General features: G+C 58.5%; 21 protein-coding genes. 10 read left to right on the top strand and 11 right to left on the bottom strand.

Annotation, left to right across the window (positions count from 1 at the left end; translation table 11 throughout):
* Positions 1-101: 101 nt before the first annotated feature.
* The 6 genes from ACNA0J_RS07410 to ACNA0J_RS07385 all read left to right on the top strand — a co-directional run bounded on the left by ACNA0J_RS07410 (position 102) and on the right by ACNA0J_RS07385 (position 6,598).
* Positions 102-1,301 (top strand): ABC transporter substrate-binding protein, encoded by a 1,200-nt coding sequence (locus ACNA0J_RS07410; RefSeq protein ID WP_415817975.1) that lies wholly within the window; start codon positions 102-104, stop codon positions 1,299-1,301.
* Between the two features lie 143 nt (positions 1,302-1,444).
* Positions 1,445-2,311: a branched-chain amino acid ABC transporter permease gene (locus tag ACNA0J_RS07405; protein ID WP_415817973.1), complete on the top strand. Its 867-nt coding sequence runs from the start codon at positions 1,445-1,447 to the stop codon at positions 2,309-2,311.
* A 13-nt stretch (positions 2,312-2,324) separates the two neighbouring features.
* The gene (locus ACNA0J_RS07400; protein ID WP_415817971.1) at positions 2,325-4,106 is read left to right on the top strand and encodes a branched-chain amino acid ABC transporter ATP-binding protein/permease; all 1,782 of its coding nucleotides are present in this window, start codon (positions 2,325-2,327) and stop codon (positions 4,104-4,106) included.
* On the top strand, positions 4,099-4,803 hold the full coding sequence (locus ACNA0J_RS07395) for an ABC transporter ATP-binding protein (protein WP_415817968.1): 705 nt from the start codon (positions 4,099-4,101) through the stop codon (positions 4,801-4,803). Before ACNA0J_RS07400 ends, ACNA0J_RS07395 begins: the two co-directional genes overlap by 8 nt.
* Before the next feature lie 32 nt (positions 4,804-4,835).
* Complete coding sequence (locus ACNA0J_RS07390) at positions 4,836-5,831, top strand: NAD(P)H-quinone oxidoreductase (RefSeq protein ID WP_415817965.1); 996 nt, start codon at positions 4,836-4,838, stop codon at positions 5,829-5,831.
* Positions 5,832-5,836: 5 nt separating this feature from the next.
* Complete coding sequence (locus tag ACNA0J_RS07385) at positions 5,837-6,598, top strand: SDR family oxidoreductase (protein ID WP_415817962.1); 762 nt, start codon at positions 5,837-5,839, stop codon at positions 6,596-6,598.
* Positions 6,599-6,679: 81 nt separating this feature from the next.
* Here the strand turns inward: ACNA0J_RS07385 and ACNA0J_RS07380 are convergent, their stop codons facing one another.
* From ACNA0J_RS07380 to ACNA0J_RS07355, 6 genes are all read right to left on the bottom strand, one after another.
* The gene (locus tag ACNA0J_RS07380; RefSeq protein ID WP_415817960.1) at positions 6,680-7,423 is read right to left on the bottom strand and encodes a FadR/GntR family transcriptional regulator; all 744 of its coding nucleotides are present in this window, start codon (positions 7,421-7,423) and stop codon (positions 6,680-6,682) included.
* Complete coding sequence (locus ACNA0J_RS07375; RefSeq protein WP_415817957.1) at positions 7,410-8,171, bottom strand: SDR family NAD(P)-dependent oxidoreductase; 762 nt, start codon at positions 8,169-8,171, stop codon at positions 7,410-7,412. The genes ACNA0J_RS07380 and ACNA0J_RS07375 overlap by 14 nt, the downstream gene beginning before the upstream one ends.
* A 21-nt stretch (positions 8,172-8,192) precedes the next feature.
* On the bottom strand, positions 8,193-9,443 hold the full coding sequence (locus tag ACNA0J_RS07370) for a dihydrolipoamide acetyltransferase family protein (RefSeq protein WP_415817955.1): 1,251 nt from the start codon (positions 9,441-9,443) through the stop codon (positions 8,193-8,195).
* A complete protein-coding gene (locus ACNA0J_RS07365) occupies positions 9,443-11,731 on the bottom strand; it encodes an alpha-ketoacid dehydrogenase subunit alpha/beta (RefSeq protein ID WP_415817952.1) in 2,289 nt (762 codons plus the stop codon). Before ACNA0J_RS07365 ends, ACNA0J_RS07370 begins: the two co-directional genes overlap by 1 nt.
* Positions 11,732-11,752: 21 nt before the next feature.
* On the bottom strand, positions 11,753-12,616 hold the full coding sequence (locus tag ACNA0J_RS07360) for an SDR family NAD(P)-dependent oxidoreductase (protein WP_415817950.1): 864 nt from the start codon (positions 12,614-12,616) through the stop codon (positions 11,753-11,755).
* A 138-nt stretch (positions 12,617-12,754) separates the two neighbouring features.
* Entirely contained in the window at positions 12,755-13,618 is an 864-nt protein-coding gene (locus ACNA0J_RS07355) for a LysR substrate-binding domain-containing protein (protein WP_415817948.1), read from the bottom strand.
* 135 nt (positions 13,619-13,753) lie between these two features.
* Here ACNA0J_RS07355 and ACNA0J_RS07350 point away from each other — a divergent pair, with 135 nt between their 5' ends.
* Positions 13,754-14,821, top strand: coding sequence for an NAD(P)H-dependent flavin oxidoreductase (locus ACNA0J_RS07350; protein WP_415817946.1), 1,068 nt, complete (start codon positions 13,754-13,756; stop codon positions 14,819-14,821).
* Here ACNA0J_RS07350 and ACNA0J_RS07345 read toward each other — a convergent pair.
* Genes ACNA0J_RS07345 through ACNA0J_RS07335 form a run of 3 tightly spaced genes read right to left on the bottom strand, consistent with a single transcriptional unit; the run spans position 14,796 to position 18,088 of the window.
* A complete protein-coding gene (locus ACNA0J_RS07345) occupies positions 14,796-15,554 on the bottom strand; it encodes an enoyl-CoA hydratase/isomerase family protein (RefSeq protein WP_415817944.1) in 759 nt (252 codons plus the stop codon). The two genes, ACNA0J_RS07350 and ACNA0J_RS07345, sit on opposite strands and share 26 nt — an antisense overlap.
* On the bottom strand, positions 15,554-16,786 hold the full coding sequence (locus ACNA0J_RS07340) for a CaiB/BaiF CoA transferase family protein (RefSeq protein ID WP_415817942.1): 1,233 nt from the start codon (positions 16,784-16,786) through the stop codon (positions 15,554-15,556). The genes ACNA0J_RS07345 and ACNA0J_RS07340 overlap by 1 nt, the downstream gene beginning before the upstream one ends.
* Complete coding sequence (locus tag ACNA0J_RS07335; RefSeq protein WP_415817940.1) at positions 16,787-18,088, bottom strand: ABC transporter substrate-binding protein; 1,302 nt, start codon at positions 18,086-18,088, stop codon at positions 16,787-16,789.
* A 197-nt stretch (positions 18,089-18,285) separates the two neighbouring features.
* On the opposite strand from ACNA0J_RS07335, the gene ACNA0J_RS07330 reads away from it, so the two are divergent.
* Positions 18,286-20,304 carry a helix-turn-helix domain-containing protein gene (locus ACNA0J_RS07330; protein ID WP_415817938.1) on the top strand — a complete coding sequence of 673 codons (2,019 nt, stop codon included), beginning with the start codon at positions 18,286-18,288 and terminating at the stop codon, positions 20,302-20,304.
* Between the two features lie 188 nt (positions 20,305-20,492).
* Here the strand turns inward: ACNA0J_RS07330 and ACNA0J_RS07325 are convergent, their stop codons facing one another.
* Positions 20,493-21,734: a pyridoxal-phosphate-dependent aminotransferase family protein gene (locus ACNA0J_RS07325; RefSeq protein WP_415817936.1), complete on the bottom strand. Its 1,242-nt coding sequence runs from the start codon at positions 21,732-21,734 to the stop codon at positions 20,493-20,495.
* A gap of 195 nt (positions 21,735-21,929) precedes the next feature.
* Between ACNA0J_RS07325 and ACNA0J_RS07320 the strand changes: the two genes are divergently transcribed.
* Positions 21,930-22,643: a GntR family transcriptional regulator gene (locus tag ACNA0J_RS07320; RefSeq protein WP_415817933.1), complete on the top strand. Its 714-nt coding sequence runs from the start codon at positions 21,930-21,932 to the stop codon at positions 22,641-22,643.
* 18 nt (positions 22,644-22,661) lie between these two features.
* Here the strand turns inward: ACNA0J_RS07320 and ACNA0J_RS07315 are convergent, their stop codons facing one another.
* Positions 22,662-23,579: an MBL fold metallo-hydrolase gene (locus ACNA0J_RS07315; RefSeq protein WP_415817932.1), complete on the bottom strand. Its 918-nt coding sequence runs from the start codon at positions 23,577-23,579 to the stop codon at positions 22,662-22,664.
* Positions 23,580-23,812: 233 nt separating this feature from the next.
* On the opposite strand from ACNA0J_RS07315, the gene ACNA0J_RS07310 reads away from it, so the two are divergent.
* Entirely contained in the window at positions 23,813-25,441 is a 1,629-nt protein-coding gene (locus ACNA0J_RS07310; RefSeq protein WP_415817930.1) for a GGDEF domain-containing protein, read from the top strand.
* Positions 25,442-25,450: the final 9 nt, after the last annotated feature.

Below are 25,450 nucleotides of genomic sequence, written 5' to 3'. Positions count from 1 at the left end.
GCGTTTTTAGCCCAAAATTTCATATATCATATATTATAAAAACCAAGACGGACTCTCTGAAAAGTCCCACGCACTCCCACATCAACGCATGGAGCGAGACAATGTTCAAAATCAAAAAATTCACATTGGCACTAGGGTTATGCAGCGCGCTTTCGGCCACCACCGCATGGGCAGATATCAAGGTTGGCGCCCTGTTTCCGTTCAGCGGCGCCCTGGCGCTGTTGGGCCAGGAGAGCTATCGAGGCCTGGAGCTGGCGGTCAATGAAATCAATGCCGCAGGCGGCGTCAACGGCGAAAAGATCGAGATTCTCAAGGCCGACGCAGTTGATCCCACCCAGGCCGTGTCCGAAACCAAACGCCTGGTCTCCTCAGGTGTGGCAGCAGTATTCGGCAGCTATGCCTCAGGCATTTCCTATGCCGCGTCGCCCGTGACCGAACTTGCCGGCATCCCCTATTTCGAACTGGGTGCGACCGCGCACAAAATCACGACCCGCGGCTACAAGTACCTGTTCCGCAGCAATCCGAATACAGGGCTGTACGGGGCCGCAGTGATCGATGCCTTGCATGACATCGTCGCGCCAGGCATGGGGCTGAACCCCAAAGAAATCCGGATAGGGATCATTCACGAAGACGGCCCATACGGCACGGACGTCGCAGCCACCGAGAAAAAACGTGCCCAGGAGCTGGGCTATACCGTGGCAGAAGTCCTGCCCTACTCGGCCAAGACCGTCGATCTGTCGTCGTTGATCTTGCGCCTGAAAGGCGCCAAGGTTGACGTGGTGCTGCAGACGGCTTATCAGAACGACGCTATCCTGTATTTCAGCCAAGCACGCGCTGGCGGGTTCAAACCCAAAGTCGTCATCGGCGCGGGCGGCGGCTATTCGCTGGCGGACACCGCAAAGGCCGTGGGCGCCGATATGAACGGCGTTTTTGATCTGGATTTCCCGCAATCCTCGATCAATCCGGCGGGCGCTCCGGGGTTGGACAAGTTCCTGCAGGCCTATAAAACCACCTATAAAAGCGACCCGCAATCCGGCCACAGCCTGACCAACTACGTAGGTGCCAAGGCATTCTTCGAAGCCATCGGCAACGCCAAATCCACCGACCCCGAAAAAATCCGCGAGGCTGTGCTGGCCTATAAGAAACCTGCAGGACAAACAGCCAATGGCTGGGGCTTTGAATTTGGCGAAGATGGCCAGAACAAGGCATCCACGTTCTACGTCATGCAGTGGCAAGACGGCAAACTCGTCACCATCGCGCCGTCAAATCTCGCTCAAGGCAAGCCCATCTTTAACAAGTAAATGATTTGCCGCTGCAGCGCCGTTCAAAAGAAACGGCCCGCGGCTCTCAAGGAAATGCGGGACCGCCTCACGTTTCCTTGCCCCTCAAAAGCCTCCCGGTCCGCGCGGGACACCGGGAGGCTTCCCATCACAGAGGTTGCACAATGGACATTTTTGTTCAACTGGTCATCAATGGCCTGTTGCTAGGTGGCGCCTACACCATCATCAGTCTGGGGCTGACGTTGATATTCGGTGTGGTGCGAGTGGTGAATTTCGCGCACGGCGAATTCCTCATGATAGGCATGTACATGGTCTATCTGATCGCCACGCATTTCGGCGTCCATCCTTATGCCGGCCTGATCCCGGTTGCGGTGATTCTGTTTGCGCTAGGCGCAATGACGCAGAAGGCCATTATTCAGCCTCTGCTCAACGCCGATGAACATATACAGATCTTTGCCACCGTGGGCGTATCGACAATACTGCTGAACCTGGCCCTGGTGATCTTTGGCGCCAATGTCTATCGTGCCCCTGTAGAGCTCGGTACCTCCACGATGAACGTCGGGACGTACACCGTGGTGACGGGGCAGTTGATCACGTTCATTATCGGCCTGACTTTAGCCGTGCTGCTGCATCTGTTCATGCATCGCACCTATCTGGGCCGGGCGCTGCGCGCCGTCGCCCAACATCGTTACGCCGCCATGTTGATGGGCGTCAACGTCCATACCGTCTATGCCATCGCGTTTGGACTGGGCACCGCATTTGTCGGGGTCGCGGCCGGACTGCTGGCGCCACAGTATCCCGTCTTTCCCACCGTAGGCACCTATTTTGTGCTCACGGCATTTGTCATTGTGGTGCTGGGCGGACTGGGCAGCCTCTATGGCGCGGTTGCCGGCTCAATGATTCTGGGCGTAGTCGATACGCTGGCAGGCTATTACATCGCCCCCGACCTGAAAGAGGTCGTGTATTTCGGGATCTTCTTGCTGATCCTTGTCCTGCGTCCCACCGGCCTGTTTGGCATCGGCACAGAATAACAAGGAGCCTGCCGTGTTTCCCGATATCCGTCATCCCAAGGTTTACACCAGCCTCATCCTGTTCCTGGTGATGTTCCTCGTGCCCGTCATCATGGGTACGCCATTCTGGACCAACCTGTTTGTCCTACTATTTGTGTTCGCTTCGTTGTCCGTGGCCTGGAACATCGTCGGCGGCTACGCAGGCCAATTGTCATTGGGCCACGCCGTGTTCTATGGCATAGGCGGTTATACCGCCACATTGCTGACGCAGAATTTTGGCATTTCGCCATGGATCGGCATGTTGACCGGTGCGGTGATTTCCGGCGTGGTCGCCATCGTGATCGCCTATCCTACCCTGCGTCTGCGTGGTCCATTCTTTGCCCTGGCGACGATCGCGATCCTGGAGGTCGTGCGGTTGTTGGTCATCCATGAGGAAAGCTGGACCGGCGGATCGAGCGGTATCAGCCTGCCGTTGAACATCGGCTGGACCTGGATCGTGTTCCGCGAAAAAATCAATTACGTCATCATCGCGTTTGCCCTGTTTCTCTTTGTCGTCTGGGCCTCCTGGTTCATCCGCAAATCTCGCATGGGCCATTACCTCATTGCGATCCGCGAACGCGAAGACGCTGCTCTAGCAGTCGGCATCCATACCGTACGCGTCAAGATCCTGGCTGCCGTGGTCTCCGCCATGTTGACCAGCTTGATCGGCACTTTTCACATTACCTATCTGACCTTTGTGGATCCGAGCTCGGCGTTCTCTCTGGATCTGTCCATACAGATCGCCATGTTCGCCCTGATCGGCGGCCTAGGTACTGTGGGCGGCCCCATTGCCGGCACATTCCTCGTATTGCCGATCGCAGAGCTGGCTCGCGGCTGGCTCAGCAGTGTCGGCAGCGGCATGCACGGATTGATCTATGGCCTGATTCTGGTCGCGGTGGTGTTGACGATTCCGCGCGGCTTGGCTGGCGCGTTTGGTCCCGCGCTGGGGCGTCTGATGGCACGGCTACCCTATCTCGGCACTCCGAAATCAAAACCGCCGATGAGGCATGGTCTGGCACATACCGACACGCCTCATCGCGGCGAACCCGTCCTACGTGCAGAGAATCTGTTCAAGAGCTTTGGCGGCCTATGCGCGACAAACGACGTGTCGTTGCAGCTGAACGAACGCGAGATTCTGGGCATGATAGGTCCGAACGGCGCGGGGAAAACCACGGTATTCAATTTACTGTCGGGCTTCTTGTCGCCGGACAAAGGCTCAGTCACACTGCGCGACAAGAACGGCAACTGGATATCGTGCAACACGCCAGACGCCTTTGCGCACCAAGGCCTGGGCCGCACCTTTCAGACGGCCAAGCCCTTCACCGGCCTGACTGTGCTGGAAAACATCATGTTAGGGGCGTTCATCAACACCCGTGATCGCGAGCAGGCCGAACAGATCGCCTTGTCCGTCGCCGAACAGACGGATCTGTTAAAGCACCTGAACACGGAAGCGCGCAGCCTGACCGTGGGAGGCATGAAGCGCCTGGAAATCGCCCGCGCATTGGCCACGCAGCCACGGATACTGTTGCTGGATGAAGTCATGGCTGGGCTCAATCCTACCGACATCGAAAAAGCCATTCAAATGATCAAGCGCATCCGCGATTCCGGCGTATCGGTGCTGTTGATCGAGCACATGATGCAGGCCACGATGGCGCTGTCCGATCGCATCATCGTTCTCAACGAAGGCGCCGTACTCGTGACGGGCTCCCCGAAAGAAGTGGTCGAGCATCCCGCGGTGATTGAAGCCTATCTCGGCAAGGAGTATCAAGATGCTTAAGATATCGAACCTGACCTCGGGCTATGGCAAGACTCAGGTCCTGAACGGATTGGATTTTGAAGTCCATGCCGGAGAAATCGTCACACTGATCGGCGCGAATGGCGCAGGCAAGACGACGACCTTGAAAACTCTGTGCGGCGTCATTGGCAGCACGGCAGGCAAAGTCGAGTTCGAGGGAAGAGACCTCACCAACCTCACACCCTACGACATTGTCGATGCGGGAATCACCATGATCCCCGAGGGCCGTCAGCTATTTCCTCATTTCACCGTGCGCGACAACCTCGTGATGGGTTCGTACAAACGCGCGGCCCGGCCGATTGTGAGTCGCAAGCTGGAAGAAGTCCTCACCATTTTCCCCCGCGTCAAGGAACGGCTGAATCAATATGCCGGCTCGCTGTCCGGCGGCGAACAGCAGATGGTCGCGATTGCACGGGGCATGATGGCCGACCCGAAACTGCTGGTGTTTGACGAGCCGTCGCTCGGCCTGTCGCCACTACTGGTACAGCAGATGTTCGACACCATCCGCAACGTCACCTCGCATGGCATGACCGTGTTGCTGGTCGAACAAAATGTATTTCGCACCCTGCGCCTGGCAGATCGCGGCTACGTGCTGGAAAACGGCGCCATCGTCCTCTCTGGCACGGGCGAAGAACTGCTGGTCAATCCTCACGTGAAGAAAGCCTACCTGGGCCACTGACCTTCAATCTGTTTCCTATAAGGACCGGCGTCATGTCGCTGAACTGCACCTATATCGACCACGGCAAGGGCGGAACGCCCGACTGCATGCAAATAGCCACCCGTCCCATGGAGGAACCTCAGGGACGGCAGGTCTTGATCGAAGTTGCGTACGCCGGCGTCAACCGCCCGGATATCCTGCAACGCGCCGGATCGTACCCCCCACCTCCCGGCGCATCGCCTCACCTGGGCCTGGAAGTCTCTGGCCGCATCATTGCCATAGGCCCGGACGTCCGTGACCGGCGCGTCGGCGACGTCGTATGTGCACTGACACCCGGCGGTGGTTACGCGCAATATTGCCTGACCGACGAACGGCAATGCCTACCCATACCAAAGGGCCTGGACTTGTTGCACGCGGCTGCGATTCCGGAAAACTACTTCACCGTATGGACCAATGTATTCGAACGCGCGGCGTTAAAGCCCGGAGAAACATTGCTGGTGCATGGCGGCTCCAGCGGCATTGGCCTGACGGCAATCCAATTGGCTCATGCCTTGGGATCCACCGTATGGACCACGGTCGGCAATGCCGACAAGGCCGCGGCCTGCGCAAAGGCCGGTGCCGATCACACGATTCAATATCGTGACCAGGACTTTGAGAAAGTGCTGGGCGACGCCACACAAGGCAAGGGAGTCGATGTCATTCTGGACATGGTAGGCGGCGACTATATCAACAAGAACCTGCGCAGCTTGGCGCTGAACGGCCGCCTGGTGCAGATCGCCTTTCTGGAGGGCAGCAAGGCACAGATCGACGCCATGCCTATCATGCTAAAGCGGCTGTCGTTCACTGGCTCCACACTGCGCCCCAGAACTGACGAGGACAAAGCGGCGATCGGCCAGGCACTGCAGGAGCGCGTCTTTCCCCTGATGGAATCGGGCCGTTGCCTGCCATTGATCCATCAGGTATTCACGCTGGATCAAGCCGTGCAGGCGCACGAACTCATGGAAAGCAGCAAACATATCGGCAAGATCATGCTGAAGATCAAGGACTGACCATCATGCGTTTTAGCGATCAAATCGCGATCGTGACCGGCGCCGCTGGCGGCATCGGCAGCGCCATCGTCGAGGGGCTACTGGCCGAGGGCGCGCACGTGGGCCTGATCGACACCAATGCGTCGACGGGCCAGGAATACGCAAAGGTTCTGCGCGAACAAGGACATCGCGTCCATTTTGTGCAGGCAGATGTCTCGCAGTTTGAATCATGTCAGACGGCTTATGAGGCCATTTCTACAGCCCTCGGCCCGGCCACGATTCTGGTCAACAATGTCGGGATCTCTCCGAAAACGAATGGCCGCGCGCTGAATGTCTGGGAAATGTCCCCGCAGGAATGGGACAAGGTCGTAGATGTGAACCTCAACAGCGTGTTCTACATGACGCGCCTGGCCACGCCCCACATGGTGCAGCAAAACACCGGCCGTATCATCAATATGTCGTCAGTCGCAGGCCGGGCGTATTGCGATATCGTGGCGGCACATTATGCCGCGACCAAAGCCGCGCTGATTGGCCTCACCCGCCATTGGGCGGCCGAGTTAGGCCCGCACCAGGTCACTGTCAACGCGCTGGCGCCGGGACGTATCGCCACACCACTATTAAAAACCGTCTCTCAGGAAATGAATGATGCCGTGGTCAAGGTCACGGCCCTGGGCCGCCTGGGCACCCCTCAGGAGGTGGCCGATGCATGCCTGTATTTTGCTTCCGACCAGGCTCGATTCGTCACCGGCCAAGTACTCGATGTGGCCGGTGGATGGCTGATGACGTAACGCAATCCGTTACTGCAGCGAGCCACGCCGTGTCGATCCAAGAACCATATCTCGCACAGCCAACAACGGCGGGGCCGAGGTCTAAGATCGATATGACGCCAGTCGCGCAGATGCGTTTTGCAAATGCGCGCTGGCCGCCTGCGCGGCCTGCTCTGCATCGCCTGCCTCGATCGCCTTCAGGATCGCCTCGTGCTCGGCCTGCACCTGCCACATCAAATCATGCGAACGATTACGGGTGTTTTTGCGCGCCGTGCGTATGAGCCTGCGGACTTGCCCGTCCAAAAATCCAGCAAAAGCGATGAAATGCTGATTGTGACTGGCCAGCACAATAGACTTGTGAAACTGCCCGTCCTCCTCCGTGCCGTCGGCCAGTCCCCGGGTGGCATCGTACAGCCGCTGATAGCATGCGCGAATACGTTTCAGATCGTCAGCAGTACGGCGTTGCGCAGCCAGACGCGTCGCCGAGACCTCCACCGATAACAAGAACTCGAACAACGCATCGATCTCGTCGCCGTTGCCCATATTCGCATCCAGGCGGAACACATTGCTGCCGTGCGGATTGACGAACTGTCCCCTGCCTTGCTGAGAGATGATCAGGCCGTCCGATTTCAGCATGAAGATAGCCTCGCGTATCACAGGCCGGCTCACACCATAGGTAGCAGCCAACGCCGCCTCAGACGGCAATTTGTGATTCTCATCGACGATATCGCCCTGCAAAATCGCCTGGCGCAAACGATCGGCGACCTCGCTCGGCAAAGTTGCCGGGCGAGGAATCAGGCTCTCTCGCAACGGATCAGGCAACACCACAGGATCATCCTGAGACATACAGTCCACCATTGACGTGCAAGACCTCGGCGGTAATAAAGCTGGCGTCATCGCTGCACAAGAATGCCACCGCCGATGCAACCTCTTGGGCTTGCCCCAGGCGCTTTGCGATGGATTGGTCGATCGACTCGGCCGCTCGGGTCTTTAGCAATGCCGAGGTCATCGGGGTTTCGATGATACCAGGCGAAACCGCATTGACACGGGTGCGTGGCCCCAGCTCGCGTGCGATGCTGCGCGTAAAGCTCAACAGTGCCCCCTTTGAGGCGCTGTAGTGTGCGTTGTAGAACGCGCCTCGATGCGCCGCCATCGAGCTCAGGTTCACGATCGCGCTGTTATCGCGCAGTAACGGCAACACCCTGCGGGTCAAGTAAAACACGCCGTCCAGATTCACCGCCAGCGTGCGCCGCCACTGTTCGTCCATCATCTGGGCCAACGGCTCGGCGAGATAAATCCCTGCACACGACACCAGAAAATCAACGCCGCCAAATGCTTGCTCAATCTGATCCACCGCCCTGGCGGCCGCATGCGCATCAGATAAATCGGCAGCAAAGGTGGCGATGGCCGGCGGATGCGCCACATCAATGCCGCTCTGCAAAGTTGCTGCAAAGGCGTCTAGCACGCCCTGATCCAGATCCAGCAAGAACACATTGGCGCCGGAACGGAAAAAGCGTTCTGCCACGGCACGCCCAATACCACCGGCCGCCCCCGTCACCACCAATGTACGTCCGGAAAAATCGTAGATAGCCATGATGCAATCGCTTGTTGGTACTCAGACCAGCATGGCCCAAGGTTGCTCGATGTAGCGTGTATAACGGCTCAACCACTGGGCCGCCAGCGCGCCATCAATCGCACGGTGATCGACAGACAGGGTGCATTTCACCACGGACTCGATGGCGAGTTGGTCATCCACGACGATCGGGACACGTTGCACCGCGCCGACGGCGAGAATGGCGGACTGAGGAGGATTGATGATGGCGCTGAAACGCGATACACCAAACATACCCAGATTGCTGATACTGAACGCACCGCCCTGGTATTCGTTGGGTGACAACTGATCGTCACGCGCCCGTTGCGCCAAGGTATTCATGGTGTGGCTGATTTCGGTCAGAGACATTTTTTCTACCTGCCGCAGCACCGGCGTATACAGTCCTTTATCGGTTGACACCGCGACACTGACATCGACATCGCGATAATGCAGCATGTCCTCCTCTGCCCAGGTGACATTCATCTCTGGCAGGTCTCTCAGCGCGCAAGCCACGGCCTTGACGATCAGGTCATTGATCGAAATTTTCCCGTCGATCGAGCCGTTGATTTGTTCCCGCAACGTCAACAATGCCCCGGCACGGCATTCTGCATCGAGATAAAAATGCGGAACCGTGGCTTTGCTTTCCGACAAACGCCGCGCGATAGTCTTGCGCATCTTGGAATGAGGTACTCGGATGATGGCATCGCGAACAGCGGCGGCATGCTCGTTTGCCCCGGTTCGTACGCTGCTGCCTGCGGATATGTTTTCAGCCGCTGTCGCAGCGGGCTGGGATGCAGCCTGTGGCAGATCACGTTTCACTACCCGCCCATTTGGGCCCGACCCCTGCACACCACGCAGGTCAATGCCACGCTCGGCCGCTAAACGGCGCGCCAGCGGGCTCGCGAATTGTCGATGGGTAAGGCTCTCCGCTGGCTGCGCACATGATGCCTCTGCACGAGACGGCGTCTCTGCAGCAATCGACACATTCTCGGCCGAAAGAGAAGCCAGCAGCGTCTGTGCTTTTTCCTCCGACTCACCATTCTCCAACAACACAGCAACTGCAGCTCCCACGGCGACTTCTTGTCCCGCCGGTGCCAGGATGTGCGACAGTGTTCCATCATGCTCGGCCACGAGGTCTACCGTCGCCTTGTCGGTCTCTATCAACGCCAAGGTGTCGCCTGCATGTACCGTGGCACCGCCCTCGACCTCCCAAGACAACAGCGTCGCTGACTCGGCATTTGCGGCAATTTCGGGCATACGAACAATACTGGCCATTATGCGGCTCCTTTTTGCTGCATGACCTCACGCAGTCCCTCGAGCACCTCTTCCGTCCGTGCGGCGGCGGCGCGCTCTAGCACTTTGGAAATGCTGGGTGCGGCCTCGCCCCCTGTCACACGCTGTACGGGCTGATCCAGCCAATCAAAAAAACGGCGCTGGATCTCATCGGACAGCCACCCGCCGTATGAAGTCCCGCGCGCGCCTTGCTCGACGATGAGCACATTGTTTGTCTTTCGAATACTTTCCCCCACCGTCTCCCAATCCAGGCTGGCGCGGTCCAGCCAGCGCAGATCGATCAAATCGGCCGATATGCCGGTCTCGTCCAGCGCCTCTGCGGCATGGTGAACCATGGACAAATACGTGATGACTGTCAGCTCAGTCCCGCTTCGACGCACGCAGGCTCGGCCCACAGGCAAGCAATAGTCGTAATCATCTACCGGCCCCAAGGCCGTCGCGTTGTACAGATCAACATGCTCGATGACCAGCACCGGATCCTTGCAACGCAGGGCCGTATTCATCAACCCGACGTAATCAAACGGCGTGGAAGGCGCAACAATGCGCCACCCAGGACTGGTAGCAAAGATACCCGCAGGGTCCATCGAATGCTGCGAGCCATAGCCCGTTCCCATTGCTACCTTGGTGCGCAACACTAAGGGCACATCGCTATCGCCGCCAAACATATGACGCACTTTACCGATCTGATTGAAGACCTGATCGGCAGCGACCCACATGAAATCAGGGTACATGAACTCGACCACTGGCTTATAGCGTCCGTCCAGTGCCATGCCACCTGCCAAGCCTACAAAGGCATTCTCACTGATAGGCGTTCCCAGGCATCGATCCTGATACAGCTGGCTCAACCCACGCGTCGCACCGTTGGTGCCGCCCTTCAGGCGATGGACGTCTTCACCCATCACAATCACCGATGCGTCCTGCTGCATACGGCGCGCCATCACGTCGGCCACTACGTCGATAAATTTACGATCGGATACCGCGACATGGTTCGATCCATCAACTCTGCCCGGAGAGCCGCTCATCGCCTCTGCCCTATCCGGCTCGGCAGCATAGCGCGCTCCCTGCATTTCAGAGAGATCCCCCAGAATACCCACATCGCGAAAATCCGGGCTGGGCCACAACGCTGCGCGTATCTGGCGCTTGCCCGCATGACGCGTGGCAGTGTTGTTCGAACCGGAGACATTTGGCGCCTCATCGTCCCCTGCAGCCCGGCCCTCTACAACCGTCAAGGCTTGCACCGCCGCATTCATCGCCGCCTTGACACGATCATGCAAGGCCTGCACATCCAATTCCGTCATCAGTCCCCGTGCCGTCATGCGGCGGGCCAGCAGCAACAACGGATCGCGCTGACGCCACGCGGCTTCTTCTTCCTTTGTGCGATAGCCAAAAGCACTGCCTGCATAGGGGCCGTTCTGATGAAAGAACCGATATACGTCCGCCTCGATAATCGTCGGCCCTTGTCCCGAGCGCATGTGTGTCAATGCCTGCTGCATGGCTGCGTGCACCGCCAGCGGGTCCATGCCGTCGACCTTCCAGCTGGGGATATTGAACGCCGATCCACGTGACGACAATCGCGTCTCGGCAGTGCTGTCCTCGATCGCCGTCGAGACGGCATAGCGATTGTTTTCAATAAAAAAGCACAGTGGCAGTTTCCACGCCGCTGCCAGATTCATCGTCTCCAGCACCGACCCGATATTGACAGCGCCGTCACCGAAGTACGTAATCATGACATCGTCCGTACCCGCGTGACGATACGCCCAGGCCTGACCTGCGGCCATCGGTACCCCGCCGCCCACAATCGCATTCGTGCCCAGCGCACCCGCCTCAGCCCAACGCAAATGCATCGACCCGCCACGCCCGCGGCAGTATCCCTGTGCCAAGCCCAGAATCTCGGCCAACGCTTTCTGTAGCAGACCCTGCACTGCCTCATCGATTTCCGCTTTCGGATCGATCCCGCGCGGGTGCAGATACGCCAGCGCTTTCGACAAGAACTGGTGATGCCCCCGATGCGAGCCGTTGACACCGTCGCTCGCTTTCAGGCCTGCGATGGATCCTGCGGCGCCGCCTTCTTGGCCGATGCTCGAATGGGCCGGGCCATGCACCAGGCCTTGTGCCGCCAGATCCAATACGGTTTCCTCGAACCCTCTTATCAGCGCACAATGCGCCAGCAAGGTACCCAGCAATTGCGGGTCAGCCTCATCCCAATCCTGATCAGTCGTTGTCAGTTCCCACCAGGGAGACTGAGGGGTCAAGCGGCAAAGTTCAGACATAATCGTGGTCGTCGTGTTGAGTCAAAGATAGCCGTTGGCAGTCCATCCGCCATCGGCAACATAGGCGTGGCCTGTCACAAACGCGGCGCCATCCGACGCCAGAAACAAGGCTGCCTCGGCAATTTCCTCTGGGGTACCCAATCGCCGCATCGGCGTATGAGCGACCAGCACGTCCGCATCGAGTGCGCCGCGCGCCACCAGATCGTTGACCAAATCGGTGCGGATATAGCCTGGACAAATCGCATTGACGCGCACCCCATGCGGCGCCCACTCCAAGGCCAGTGATTTACTCAGCGCCACGACGGCGGCCTTGGATGCGCAATACGCAGCGCGTTCGGGTGCGGCCACGATGCCGTACATCGATGCCGTATTCAGGATCACCCCACTACCATCGCGGGTCATACGCTGAGCCGCTTGTTGGCAGCAATAGAACAGGCCATTCAGATTGATATCGACCGCTCGCCGCCAGTCGTCCGGCGCTAGCGTCAGCGTGGGCCGGTTCATCGAAATGCCCGCGTTATTCAATAGAACATCGACCCGGCCATGACGAGCATCCACATCCTGGAATGCGCGTTCGACCGCCTCGCTGTCCACGACGGATACACAGATCGCGTCGACATTGATACTCGGATGTTGCTGCCTGATCGAGGCCTGCGCCGCAGCCAAAGTATCCGGATTCACATCCAGCAAAACCAGATGCGCCTCATGCCGCGCAAAGGCACGCACCATGGCCAGCCCGATGCCGGCCGCGGCGCCTGTGCACACTACGACTTTCCCGGCCAAGCCCGGGTAATAGCTCGTGCGCTCCGCCCGCTGTTGACTGTCCATTTCGTGACCCGGCCGCAACAACCGGGATCGACGATCACTCGACTCTGACAGGGACATGCTTGTCTCTCGTTGTTATCGCAGCGTGCGAACTGACCGTCGATCAGTGCCCCGCCGCCATCTTGAGTGGACAGCATACGTCGCTATCAGCTTATCTTACAATTAGGTATAAACCCTTATTAAAATCATCACCCTCGCTTAATCCAGCAACTGCAGCAGATGCTGAAACGCCGGTGCTTCAAACCCCTCGTGCCATACCAGCACCGTATCTGCCCGCCCCGCGGATAGCGTCTTTAACGTATCCGGTGCGCTCGTGAGCGCCAGCACACTTTGGGGCAACAACGTCGCACACGCCCCTGCCGCCACGCAGGCAATCATGGCGTGATATGAGGCCATTTCCAGCACCGTCCAATCGGCCGCGCCGTTCATTCCCAGCAACTCCTCGGCCATGCTGCGATAAGTGCATCCTTGCGGAAAAGCCGCCAAGGCCCGGACCTGCACGTCGCTGGGCTTACGCGCACGGGATTCGCTCGCAGGCAGCAACAACACCAGATCCTCGCGCCATACCGGCTGGGCTTTCAGGCCCGCCTCTTGTAATGCGGCCGCGTCTTGCAACGACGCCGGCAACGCAAGGAACGCGCAGTCCAATCGCCCTGTTCTCACCTGTTCCAATAATGCGCGCGATGGCCCCGTGCTCAACGTCAGGCGCGTGGTCGGATAGGAGGCGTGATAGCGCGCCAGCAATGCCGGCAAGCGGCTCGCGGCAGTACTCTCCATACTACCGATGCGCAGCGCACCGCCCTCTCGCCCGCCAGTCACCACATGACGCGCCTCATCCTCGAGCGCCAGCAAGCGTTTCGCATAATCCAGAAAGCGCTCGCCCGCTGCCGACAGCGCCATGCGTTTTCCCGTGCGCACGAACAGATTCGTTCCCACGTCGGCCTCTAATTGCTGGATGCGCGTGGTGACGTTCGATGGCGCACGGCCCAGGCGAACAGCGGCCTGGGTGATGCTCAACTCACTGGCTACCGAACAAAAAATCTTGAGCGATTCCGAATCCATTAAATTCCCAATTAGAGAACGTTTTATGTATTATATTCCCAATACTGAAATTAAAGAATTTGCGTCCTGCTTAGGCTGGCGTTCCTAAGTCCGCCGCCATACCGTCATTCTGCTAAAACATCGAGGGCTTCTCACATGAACACGTCTGCATCATTTCTGAGCCGGCTCGGCATCAAGCATCCCATCATTCAAGCCCCGATGGCTGGCACCTCTACTCCCCAATTGGCAGCGGCGGTATCCAACGCCGGCGGCCTGGGGTCGCTGGGTATTGGCGCCAACACCGCCGACCAGGCGCAACTAGCGATCGAAGACACCCGCCGATTGACGGACGGTCCCTTTAACGTCAACGTGTTCTGCCATGCTCCCTCTAACTATGACGCTGCACGCGACACCGCGTGGCTGCGTTATCTGAGCCCGCTGTTTGCAGAAGCTGGAATTGCACCGCCCACCACGCTCAAGGAAATTTACAAGAGCTTCCTGCAAGACGACGCCGTGTTCGAGATGCTGCTGCAACAGCGTCCGGCAGCCGTGAGTTTCCATTTTGGTCTGCCGACGGCCGAGCATATCAAGGCCCTGCGCCAAGCGGGAATCTATACCATCGCCAGCGCCACGAATCTGCACGAAGCCACACTGATTGAACAAGCCGGCATTGACGCCATCGTGGCCCAGGGTATCGAGGCAGGCGGCCATCGTGGCATGTTCGACCCGGAGGCGAACGATGAACGGCTCAGCACCTCGGTGCTCGTCCGCTTGCTGGTGCAACGCACTCGATTGCCCATCATTGCCGCCGGCGGCATCATGGACGGCCAAGGCATCAAATCAGTATTGAATCTAGGCGCCGCCGCCGCACAACTCGGCACCGCATTCGTGTTGTGCCCGGAGTCCGCTGCAAACGCCAGCTATCGCGAGAATTTGAAAAGCGAGCGTGCCGCCGCCACGCGACTGACGCCTGTGTTGTCGGGACGGCCAGCCCGCGGCATGGTCAATCGCCTCATCGAATTTGGCGAAGCCGCCGGCAGCCCAGGGCCCGCCGCATATCCCTATGCGTACGACGCAGCAAAGCAATTGAATGCCGCCGCAGCCAAACAAGGCAACAACGAATTCGCCGCGCAATGGGCGGGGCAAGGTGCGCCGCTGGCACGAGAGCTGCCGGCGGCAGAACTGATGTCCACCTTGATCACAGAGTTGGCCTGCGAGCCATGAACCGCTGCAGTCCCTCTCTGGCTTCATCGCACGTAAACGCGCGCTGCCCGAGTATCGCCTCGCGGCGAAACGCCTCGTCCAACGGCAAATGTCCCAACGTCAAGGCTGCCTCCTTGATCACCGAGACGGCGACTTGGCCTTTCTCTGCGATCGCGCGCGCATAACCCAGCGCCACCGATTCCAATTGATCAAAAGGAACCACCCGATTCAGCAATCCCATTTCAGCGAGTCGCGTGGCAGAAAAGCGCTCGCTCGTCAGCATGAGTTCCATCGCCCATGCAAATGGAATCTGACGCACCAATCGCACCAGCGTGCCACCTGCGGGAACGAACCCCAACGACGCCTCCGGCAACGCAAACACCGCCGTATCCGCAGCAACGCGTATGTCGGCAGCCAGCATGATTTCAAAGCCGCCGCCCATACACATGCCATTGATGGCCGCGACAACAGGTTTATAGAACCCTGGCTGCTTGATGTGCGCGCCGTCCCATTCCGAGATATCAAAACGGCCCTCTGCCAAGGCGGGAATCGATTCCCCCAGATCGGCGCCGACACAAAAGGCACGATCGCCATTACCGCTCAACAAGATGACCCGCACCGCCGAGTCGTCGTTTGCCCGGCGAAATGCATCACCCAATTCCTCGTACATCGCCAAAGTGAGCGCGTTGAGTTTCTCGGGCCGATTGAAACGAATATGAGCAATGGCATCCCTGACCTCGTAAGCAATGCTCATCAGACGATACCCTCCCCCACGTAACGCGCGTAGTCAGTCTCATCGATACCGAGCCACCCTTTGAGCACGACCTCGTTGTGCTCGCCGAAACCCGGCGCCGCCCCCTGGACATGAACGGAAGTGCGAGACAGCTTCATCGGACTGCCAAAGGCTTTTACCTCGACGCCGTCCACTTGCACCGGCACAAACATGTCCCGAGCCTGCAGATGGGGATCATCGACCACCTCGGCCATCGTCTTGATGGGTGTCATCGGAATCAGGTCACTGGCCAACGCCTCCAGCTCTGCCTTCGTTCTCGTCGCGCACCAACGCTGCACGATAGGCTGAACGCGCCTGGCATAGATTTCTGGATCAAAACGCTTGGCCATCGTATCGATTTCAGGATCGGTGAGCCATTGGGGCTCGCCAAAGAGCCGGCATGCCTCGGTCCAGAACTTGTCGGTATACGCGCCGAAAAAAACGAAGCCGTCTTTGCACGCGTATTGGCCATAAGGCCGAACAAAGGGATGATCATTACCCAAAGGCGCTGCAATAACGCCATCGACGGTGTAGTTCACCACGGCGTGCTCGGTCAAGGTCACCACAGAATCCTGCTGAGCCACGTCCACCCATTGCCCTTTACCGGTTTGCTTCATGTCGATGACTGCCGCCAATGCGGCGATTGCGGCATAGAACGACGCCGAGAGGTCTCCGATGATGGTACCCACGCGCAGCGGGGGTTTTCCCTTGTCGCCATTCATGGACCACAAGCCCCCTGTCGCCTGGGCGCTGTTGTCATACGCAGGGCGGCGTGCATTGGGACCCGTTTGACCGAAACCGCTGATCGACACATAGATCAAACGCGGGTTGATGTCTTTTAACGTATCGTAGTCCAGCCCCATTTTTGCCATGGTTCCAGGACGAAAATTCTCCACCAGCAGATCGGCCTTGCTGACCAGGTCACGCAATAGTGCCCTCCCTTGTTCAGATTTCAAATCCAGGCTCACCCCTAATTTGTGGCGGTTGTATTGGGCGAAAAATGCGCTGGCCTGGCCGTTGGAGCCCTGTACGAACGGCGGAAAACTCCTCACATAATCGGGTTCAGCCGGATTCTCGATCTTGATCACCGTCGCCCCCAGATCCGCGAGCATCATGGTGCAATACGGGCCCGCCACGACCCGAGTTACGTCGATCACCACCAGTCCCCGCAACGGGCCCTCACCTAACGGCAACTGCGTCACATGATGCGGCATCTACTTCCCCTGACCTACGTGCTGAATTTGCTGGCTCTGCAATAGCTCGGGCTTGAGCGTCTTGACCCATTCGGCCGATACCTGGCCCACGGGCGGCGCGACAATATCCGCGGGATAAAACGTCAGATCGCCTACGATAGGAAAGGGTTGTGAACTGTCGTGACGCGTCACTCCCAAGAGCTGCCCCTGCAAGGCTTGCCCATCCTCACGCATACGGATGGGACGCGACAAGCCGCGATACTCGAATTGATGCAAGGTATCCACCAATTGCTCGGTCGTCGGCCACTTTCCTCCATTGTCCGCGATAGCTTTCTTATAGGTTCCGGTCGCGGCCTTCAGCGCCTGGATCATGTGGTAGACAGCGAAATTGGGATAAGCCCCCGTGCGCTGTTTGAACGCCTGGACGAAATCCCGCACTTCTGGATCGTCAGCAAAAGCCGGATCAGCAAAATAACCATCACCGACAAAACCGATAATGACGCCAGGCGGCACAGCATTACCCAAACGCTCCAACGACGAATCCGCCAACGGCAGGACGAATTGCGACCGCTTGAATAACCCGCGCTGTGAAGCCTGCCTCAAGAAGGTATCCAGATCACCGCCCCACGCTGTCGACAGCACTACATCGGGATGCAATGCCTGCAAGCGCGTCACTTCGCTAGAAAAATCCGCAGCGCCGAACTTGGGAAAGAGCTCTGCCACGATCTTGACGTTCGGCTTCAACGCCAGCAGGGTATTGCGGAATATCTCCCATGAATCGCGCCCCCAGGCATAGTCCTGATTGACCACGGCCAGGGTCTTGAAATCAGGCTTGGTGCGCAATAGGTGCAGGACGGCAGCCACCATCTCCATGGTGCCGTTCGGACCTGTGCGAAATACGTAACGATAGCGCTGAGCCTCCAGGACTTTTTCACTCGAGCATTCCCACAGAATGTTGATGACCTTCATTTCCTCGGCGACGGGCGCCAAGGCGTTGCAATAGCCGCTGGAGATCGCCGAGAGCATCAGTTTTTCGCCCGGCTCCGAGGCCAGGCGGCGGTACTCCGACAGAAACTTTTCCGCACCCTGCCCCTCGTCGATCCACGTCGGTTTGAGTTTGACCCCATCAATGCCACCGGCGGCGTTGAATTTCTCTATCCACATCTCGGCAGCTACTTTCGCCGGTGCGCCCAGCACCGAGGCCGAGCCTGTCATAAAGGTGCTCATGCCGAGCTTGATTTCAGCAGGCCGGTCCGGTTGCGCCATCGACACCGCTGATACGGCGAGCAAGCCCGTGCCCAGTATTCTGGCCAGCAATTTCATCTGTTGTCTCCTCAGCCTGGTGACTGATCCTGTTGTAGTGAATGCATGATGCGTGTTAACTGGCGCGAACTCTATGGATCATGCAAACATAAATAGACTTTATTTATGTGATCAAACTACATTAGCCAGACCGTACAGCACCTCCATTCAGGGTTTTCACTGAAACCGTCTTGCAGACTGAACGAAAGCGACGTCCCATGCCAAACACACAAGAGATAATGATCGACAAGCCGGGAAAGCACACGGATACCGAGACAAGTTCCCTCGATCCAGGCGAGCTGCAATCCGAACTGCTGACAATGCTGCAGCGCAATGCTACGACCCAGGACTACAACCAGATGCTGGTCCGCGTCGAGTCCACCATTCAGGATGCGAGCGTGCGCGCTTTACTTGTCGGCAGTATCCGGGCTGCCATTGCCATCTCAGAAGAACATGCACAGCAACAACGCAGAGAGAAAAACCTGCTCGTCGTCCTCGAAAGCGCCAACGACCTGACGGCGATCCGCGACCTGGAACTCGTGCTGGGAGCTATCGTTCGCCGCGCCAAACAGATATTCGCCTCAGATATTGGATATCTGACGAACTTCGACCGCATACAAAACGACTTTTATATTCGTGCGACGGACGGCGCGATCTCGGAGCGATTCAAGAACGTGCGGGTGCCGATCGATCACGGCATCTGCGGCTATGTCCTGAAACACAAGACCCCCTATCACTGCACGGACTACCAGACCGATCAAGGCTTTGTCCATGACCGCGGAATCGATTTGGCGATCCGGGACGAGGGCGTCCAATCGCTGCTGGGCGCGCCACTCATGGTGGGCAATCATTGCATTGGCGTGCTGTGTATCTGCGACAGGCATCCGCGCCATCATGCGCCATGGGAAATCGCGATGCTGTCCACCCTGGCCGCACAGGCGGCCATCGCCATCGAAAACGCCCGCCTATTCCAGGAAGCCCAAGTCGCGCTGCAGCGCGCCAGCGAAGCCAATGCCTCCTTGCATCGCCAAGCCGAAGAAATCGAGGCGGCAGCAGAAGCCCAGGAACAGATGACCAAGCTGGTCGCTCGTGGCTGCACCATGCCGGATTTTCTGAGCATGGTGGCATCGTTGATCGACGGACACGTCATGCTGTTGGACGAGGCAGAACAAATCGTCCAACAAGCGCACGCACATGGGGCAGTCATGGCCGCTGGCCGTCAATTGGCGGACAGACTGCAACATACGAAGATGCAGGATGCCGTCCACCTCGCCCTGTCAGCATGCCGCAAGACAGGCCGATCGCAAGCAGTCGAGAGCGATAAAGGCCTCCATGTTCGCATCGCAGCGCTGATGGGTGCGGACCGTCTGCTCGGAGCCATGCTAATCGCGTCTGATCAGCCCATGAGTCCCACCAGAATCCGAACGTTCGAACGTGGCGCCCTGGTGGCCGGTGTCGTACTGCTCTCGCAAGAGCGCAGCGAACTGGTCGTCAGCAACGAATCCGCCGCGACCATCCGTGCATTGGTGAGTTGGCAGCAGGAAAGTATCGCGGCCCTGCAAACCAGAGCCAAGCCATTCGGCATTGATTTAACCCGCCCCCTGCGCCTGGCCGTTCTACGTGTCGAGGAACGAGACATCGAATATGCGTTGCGCCGGGTACGCACAGAGATCGCTCGCGGAATTCTGTTGGAAACGGTGGATGGTTTCATCGTCGCCATTTGTGACGCGGGTCAGTTTGCCTCTCTGGAGCGCGTACTTCAAGGGACGCTGCTGACAGACGAGCGCCTGACAACGCTAGGGGTGGCCTCGGATTCGCTTTCCAATGTAGAGGCCCTGCCTAGCCGTTTCCGATCGCTCAAACGCGGCATCAACATCCTCAGTGCGCTCGGCCGCTCACGTGAAATGGCGCCAGAGGCGACGCTATCCATGTATTCGCTGCTGTTCGAACAACGGCAAGCTGAAGACGTCTCGGGTTTCATCCATGCGACGATTGGCAAACTCGTGTCTCACGACGAGCGTCGCAACACGCATCTCGCCGACACGCTGTTGATTTACCTGGAACACGCGCAAAACGCCAAATCAACCGCCGATGCCCTGCAGATACACGTGAACACGCTACGGCAACGCCTGGAAATCGTCGACGACCTGCTCACGGGATGGCGTCGTGAAGGGCGTTTTCTGGAACTGCACGTGGCGCTGCGCCTGCATAGCCTGCAGAGAGGCCTGCACGGTTAGCCTTTTGAACCGTCATGTTCGTCGAATTCGGCCTAACCTATCCAACACGCGAACGCGCCTTCCCGGGATACCTTCGTACGTATCCACCGACCGTCGCCCTTGTTGATCCTCCACCGTCACGGTGAACCCGCGTGAATGAAAGATCATGGAGCGGACGTCCGATTGACGTCCACCGTCAGGGACAACCCCTAAGCCGCCCGGTTCAGTGCCCGCTGGACCGGATGCGCCGCGAAATAATCCATCGCAGCATGAATACCGCTTTGCTGCAACTTGACGCCGGAAAGCTTCAGCCCCATTTCCACACCGGCCACCATAGCCAGCAACGTCAGGTCGTTGCTGTCGCCCAAATGCCCCATGCGGAACATGCGGCCTTTGACTTTGCCCAGGCCCGTGCCCAACGACAGATCGAAGCGTTCATGAATCAATCGGCGCACATCATCGGCGTTGATGCCCTCTGGCGTAATCACGCCAGTCAACACAGGGGAATACACCTCAGGGTCTGCACACTGGATCGGCAACCCCCATGCGTTGACAGCGGCGCGTACGCCCTCGCCCCAGCGCTGGTGGCGTGCAAACACATTCGTCAGCCCCTCGTCCTGCAGCATGTCCAGAGCCTCTGACAAGCCATACAGCAGATTCGTATTGGGCGTATAGGGCCAATAGCCGGTGGCGTTCATGTCAATGATCTCGTCCCACGCAAAAAACGAGCGCGGCAGTTTCGCTCGTTGTGCGGCCTGCAAGGCGCGTGGAGAGATGGCGTTAAAGCTGATCCCTGGCGGCAGCATCAGGCCTTTTTGCGAACCGCTGACAGTGGCGTCCACGCCCCACTCATCATGACGAAATTCCGCGCAGCCCAGGCCTGAGATAGAGTCAACCATCAACAACGCAGGATGTTGGGCCGCATCGATGGCGCGACGCACGGCGGGGATATCCGAGGTCACGCCAGTGGAGGTCTCGTTGTGCACGACGCAGACAGCTTTGATCTGATGCTGCGTGTCTTGGCGCAAGCGTTCTTCGATCAGATCAGCCTGCACACCGTGCCGCCACCCCGCCGCGTTCGGTAGTTCGGCATCCGCGCCCGGCCAGGTCAAAAACTCGACAGATAGGCCCAAGCGCGTCGCCACCCGGTTCCACAAGGTCGCGAAATGGCCGGTCTCGTACATCAAGACGAGATCGCCGGGGCTGAGCGTATTGGACAAAGCCGCCTCCCAGGCCCCCGTGCCCGAGGCGGGATAGATGATGACGGGATGCTTGGTTTGAAAGACATCCTTGATGCCGTTGAGCACCTTCAGGCCCAACGCGCCGAATTCCGGACCACGATGGTCAATCGTCGGCAGGCTCATCGCGCGCAGGATACGATCCGGCACCGGGCTGGGGCCTGGGATCTGCAAAAAATGACGGCCTGTAGGATGGAAATCGAGTGGGATCATGGGCGCCCCTCCGAATGATCAAGGTGGTGAATAGCGAGAATGTCCGGCAGAGACTATTCGCTTTTATCCATTTTTGCATTCAAAATACATTTTTGCGTCATGGTTTACCCTATACTTCCCTGAAATCACCAGAATTTTTGTATTTATAATTCGACTACTCCCGCAATTCAGCTGGACCGCCGTCCGGACCACCCTATGGCCGAAGTTCTCGAAATATCTCGTCAGGCACTGCACGATCAAGTCGTCACGCGATTACGCACCTTGCTGATCGAGGGCCGTATTGCCCCGGGTGCCAAGCTGAATGAACGCGAGTTGTGCGAGCAGTTGCGCGTATCGCGCACGCCATTACGCGAAGCGATCAAACTGCTGGCAGCCGAGGGCTTGGTCGACCTGATTCCCAATCGCGGGGCTGTGGCGGTCCGGCTGACCGAAGCCGATGTGTTGCATACCTTTGAAATGCTGGGCGTGCTCGAAGCCACCTCCGGCGAATTGGCCGCGCGACGCATCTCGAAAGAAGAGCTCGCCGAACTGCGCGCCCTGCACTACGAAATGCTGGCTTGTTATGAGCGGGACGATCTGCCCGGCTATTACGAGTTCAACGCAAAGATCCACAACGCCATCAACGCGGCCGCGCACAATCCAGTGCTGACCAGCACCTATCACTCGATCAACGCACGCGTGCAGTCACTGCGTTATCGCACCAACCAGGATGCTGCCAAATGGAAACACGCCATCCAAGAGCACGAGCAAATGATGCAGGCATTGTCCGAGCGCGACTCGGCAGGAATGCGCGCGATACTGCTCGAGCACTTGCAGCGAAAACGGGATCTGGTGCTGGAATTGCTGCATGCGGGCAAGCTCTATCCCAGCGCGCCTGCGCCGCATGGTGAAACGCGGCGCAGCGCGTAACGAGTCGATCCTCAGGAATCAGAAGTCCCAAATGACCGGCACCCAACGAAAACCGTCGCCGTCGATGGCCACGTGCCCCACGGACGGAAACGGCAGGTGCGTCGCCACCAATAGTTCTCCGGTGGCGGCGATTTTCTTCAACAGTTCGACCCGGACGCGGGCGGACTCGTCGGGGTAATGCTCAAAACCGTTATGCCAATCAGGATGATCGAATCCGACAGGAAATATGGCGTCGCCTGCGAACGTCAGCCGATCACCTCTAGACTCCAGACATACCACGCTGTGCCCGGCGGTGTGGCCTCCGGTGCGATGGACGGTGACGCCCGGCGCGACCTCACACTCCTCGTCGAATGTCTGCAGATAGCTGCCGTACTCGTTCAAGAATCGTGTCGCGGCCGAGCACAGCACGGTGGGTATGGGCTCTGGCATGCACGCCTGAGAGAAGTCGGGTGATTTCCAGAATTCGACTTCCGAGGCCGCCACGTGAATCCGCAGATCGGGACGCAATTGTTCTTTGATCCCCTCGACCAGCAAGCCGCCCACATGATCCATATGCATGTGAGTGATGATGATGTCGGTCAGGTCCGCGAGATCGATACCAGCGGCGGCCAGTCGCTGCGGCAGCAACCCGGCGCGCGGGAAGTCCGGGTATTCTGCGCCCAGGCCGCTATCAATCAGAATATTCCGATCGCCGCGGCGCACCATCATCACGTTCAACGGCCAATCGAACGCATCCGGCGGCAAAAACATGTCGTCCAGCCAGACCGCCCGGTCGACTGGATCGACATTCGTAGACATGGTCTCAGCGGGCAACAAAAGCACCCCATCGCTGATTACCAGCGCTTCAATCTCGCCAATACGCAATGCATAACGTGAAGGGACTTGTTCGTCGAACTGCTGCTGACCTGACTGCACGGTGGTGTCTACGCTTAACATGATGAACCCTCCTGAAGGTGGTGGCCCAATCGTCTGGGCCCACGCGGCAAAAGGCCGCATGTCGTCATGGTAGGTAGCAAGGAAATTGGCCGGTAGGCATACGACAGGACTCACTGTGTTGCCAAATACGCACCGCTCTTATAATTTCCTAACATTTCGAATTTTTTAAAATTGCTACATTAACGAAATAATGCTGCCAACCCCATGATGATTACACCCAAAGATCACAAATAATGAACGAAGCCGTCTGGAATCACGACATCGCCGGGAGTAGCGGCAGGAACAATGAAACGCCTGCGCAACGCCTGCGGGGACGGCAGATACGGCCGATCGTGCGCCGAGTAACGCTGGGCCTGAGCGTGGTTTGGCTGGGACTAGTGGCTGGCGCGGGCTGGTGGATGTCGCAGCGGGCTGTGAACACGTGGCTGAGCAGCGTGGGAGCCAGCACCGAATACGAGACCACAACCACGGCACGCGTCATACAGCGGCTATTTACGGAAATGGTTAGCGTGACCAATATGGTGGCACGCCAAAGCCAGGTGGTGGAGCTGGCCACCCGCTATCGCACGGATCCGCCCGGCTTTGCCGAGCTGACGCACCAGCAACGCGCCGCGCAGTTTACGCGTGACCCGTTGGTGCGCAAGGTTGGCGACTATATGAATGCGCTGTCCGGCGATCTGCGCTATGGCCGCATCTATATGAACAATATGTCGGACGACACCGTGACGGCCAGCAACTGGGCCTCGCCCGACAGTATCGTGGGGATGATTTACACGGGCCGCATTTACCTCATGGACGCCTTGCGCACAGGGAATGGCAGTTCATTCGGTATTGCCCGCCTGCTCAAAATGCCATCCTATTTCGTGTCCAGCCGGATTGATGACGCAAACGACAGGCCGCTAGGGTCCGTCACGGTGAAGTTCGACGCGTCAGACATGGCGCTGTATCTGACAGGCCGGCATATTTCGCTGGTCATAAACCGCCAAGGGCGTGTCATCACCAGCTCGTCAGAGCCATTCATGCTACGCAACGTAGCGGCGCTGCTGCCACCGGGGTCGACGGTACCATCGGCCGACGGCGAGGAGTCGGGTGATGCCATGGACGTACATGCAATGGACCTCCAGAGCCATACCGGCGGATGGGTCATCGACGGCAAGCCCTATCTGCTGCGCAGTCAGCCGCTGCCCAATACCCAATATCAGTTGCTCACATTGGCGTCGCTGGATGACTTGGTGCCCATGGGGAAGCGGCACGCATGGACGGCGGGGCTGGTGGCGGTGGTCGGCCTGGCTCTGCTCCTGCTGTCCAGCCATGTGGTCGGCCAGATGCTGATACGCCGCCAGGACGAACGGTATGCAGCCAACTATGACATATTGACCGGCCTGCCGAATCGGCGCGCGGTGGTGGCTAAATTGGACCGTTTGTTTGCCGTGGCGAAGCAAACGCAATCGTGGGTATTGGTGGCGTTTATAGACCTGGACGAGTTCAAGACGATCAACGACACCTACGGGCACGAGGTTGGCGACAAATTCCTGATCGAGGTCGGCCGCCGCATGTCTGCCAGCCTGCGTGCCAACGATATGCTGGGCCGGTTTGGTGGAGACGAATTCGTCGTGATCGGCTTGGCCGCCCCGTCCGAACCCGAAAATCCGGACGGAACAGCCAATGCAATACGCAGTCGTCTGGCACCGCTGTTGATCGGCACCTATACTTTTGACGAGTGCAGTTTCGACTATGCCGGCGCGAGCTTTGGCATTGCCACCGCCGATCCGTCTGTCGGTTCGGTGGAGAGCGTGCTCAAGGAAGCGGACCGATTGATGTATGCCGACAAGCAGGCACGGCGGACGCGGCAAACGGTATAAAGATCGGTC

It is taken from the genome of Bordetella tumbae (assembly GCF_965139195.1).
GTDB lineage: Bacteria > Pseudomonadota > Gammaproteobacteria > Burkholderiales > Burkholderiaceae_B > Bordetella_A > Bordetella_A tumbae.
This window is presented reverse-complemented; position numbering and strand designations above follow the sequence as displayed.

What these genes read in the sequence shown, in the direction of transcription:
- ACNA0J_RS07410 (WP_415817975.1), top strand. Translation starts at nt 102, where the DNA reads ATGTTCAAAATCAAAAAATTCACATTGGCACTAGGGTTATGCAGCGCG.
- ACNA0J_RS07405 (WP_415817973.1), top strand. Translation starts at nt 1,445, where the DNA reads ATGGACATTTTTGTTCAACTGGTCATCAATGGCCTGTTGCTAGGTGGC.
- ACNA0J_RS07395 (WP_415817968.1), top strand. Translation starts at nt 4,099, where the DNA reads ATGCTTAAGATATCGAACCTGACCTCGGGCTATGGCAAGACTCAGGTC.
- ACNA0J_RS07390 (WP_415817965.1), top strand. Translation starts at nt 4,836, where the DNA reads ATGTCGCTGAACTGCACCTATATCGACCACGGCAAGGGCGGAACGCCC.
- ACNA0J_RS07385 (WP_415817962.1), top strand. Translation starts at nt 5,837, where the DNA reads ATGCGTTTTAGCGATCAAATCGCGATCGTGACCGGCGCCGCTGGCGGC.
- ACNA0J_RS07380 (WP_415817960.1), bottom strand. Translation starts at nt 7,423, where the DNA reads ATGTCTCAGGATGATCCTGTGGTGTTGCCTGATCCGTTGCGAGAGAGC.
- ACNA0J_RS07375 (WP_415817957.1), bottom strand. Translation starts at nt 8,171, where the DNA reads ATGGCTATCTACGATTTTTCCGGACGTACATTGGTGGTGACGGGGGCG.
- ACNA0J_RS07370 (WP_415817955.1), bottom strand. Translation starts at nt 9,443, where the DNA reads ATGGCCAGTATTGTTCGTATGCCCGAAATTGCCGCAAATGCCGAGTCA.
- ACNA0J_RS07365 (WP_415817952.1), bottom strand. Translation starts at nt 11,731, where the DNA reads ATGTCTGAACTTTGCCGCTTGACCCCTCAGTCTCCCTGGTGGGAACTG.
- ACNA0J_RS07360 (WP_415817950.1), bottom strand. Translation starts at nt 12,616, where the DNA reads ATGTCCCTGTCAGAGTCGAGTGATCGTCGATCCCGGTTGTTGCGGCCG.
- ACNA0J_RS07355 (WP_415817948.1), bottom strand. Translation starts at nt 13,618, where the DNA reads ATGGATTCGGAATCGCTCAAGATTTTTTGTTCGGTAGCCAGTGAGTTG.
- ACNA0J_RS07350 (WP_415817946.1), top strand. Translation starts at nt 13,754, where the DNA reads ATGAACACGTCTGCATCATTTCTGAGCCGGCTCGGCATCAAGCATCCC.
- ACNA0J_RS07345 (WP_415817944.1), bottom strand. Translation starts at nt 15,554, where the DNA reads ATGAGCATTGCTTACGAGGTCAGGGATGCCATTGCTCATATTCGTTTC.
- ACNA0J_RS07340 (WP_415817942.1), bottom strand. Translation starts at nt 16,786, where the DNA reads ATGCCGCATCATGTGACGCAGTTGCCGTTAGGTGAGGGCCCGTTGCGG.
- ACNA0J_RS07335 (WP_415817940.1), bottom strand. Translation starts at nt 18,088, where the DNA reads ATGAAATTGCTGGCCAGAATACTGGGCACGGGCTTGCTCGCCGTATCA.
- ACNA0J_RS07330 (WP_415817938.1), top strand. Translation starts at nt 18,286, where the DNA reads ATGCCAAACACACAAGAGATAATGATCGACAAGCCGGGAAAGCACACG.
- ACNA0J_RS07325 (WP_415817936.1), bottom strand. Translation starts at nt 21,734, where the DNA reads ATGATCCCACTCGATTTCCATCCTACAGGCCGTCATTTTTTGCAGATC.
- ACNA0J_RS07320 (WP_415817933.1), top strand. Translation starts at nt 21,930, where the DNA reads ATGGCCGAAGTTCTCGAAATATCTCGTCAGGCACTGCACGATCAAGTC.
- ACNA0J_RS07315 (WP_415817932.1), bottom strand. Translation starts at nt 23,579, where the DNA reads ATGTTAAGCGTAGACACCACCGTGCAGTCAGGTCAGCAGCAGTTCGAC.
- ACNA0J_RS07310 (WP_415817930.1), top strand. Translation starts at nt 23,813, where the DNA reads ATGAACGAAGCCGTCTGGAATCACGACATCGCCGGGAGTAGCGGCAGG.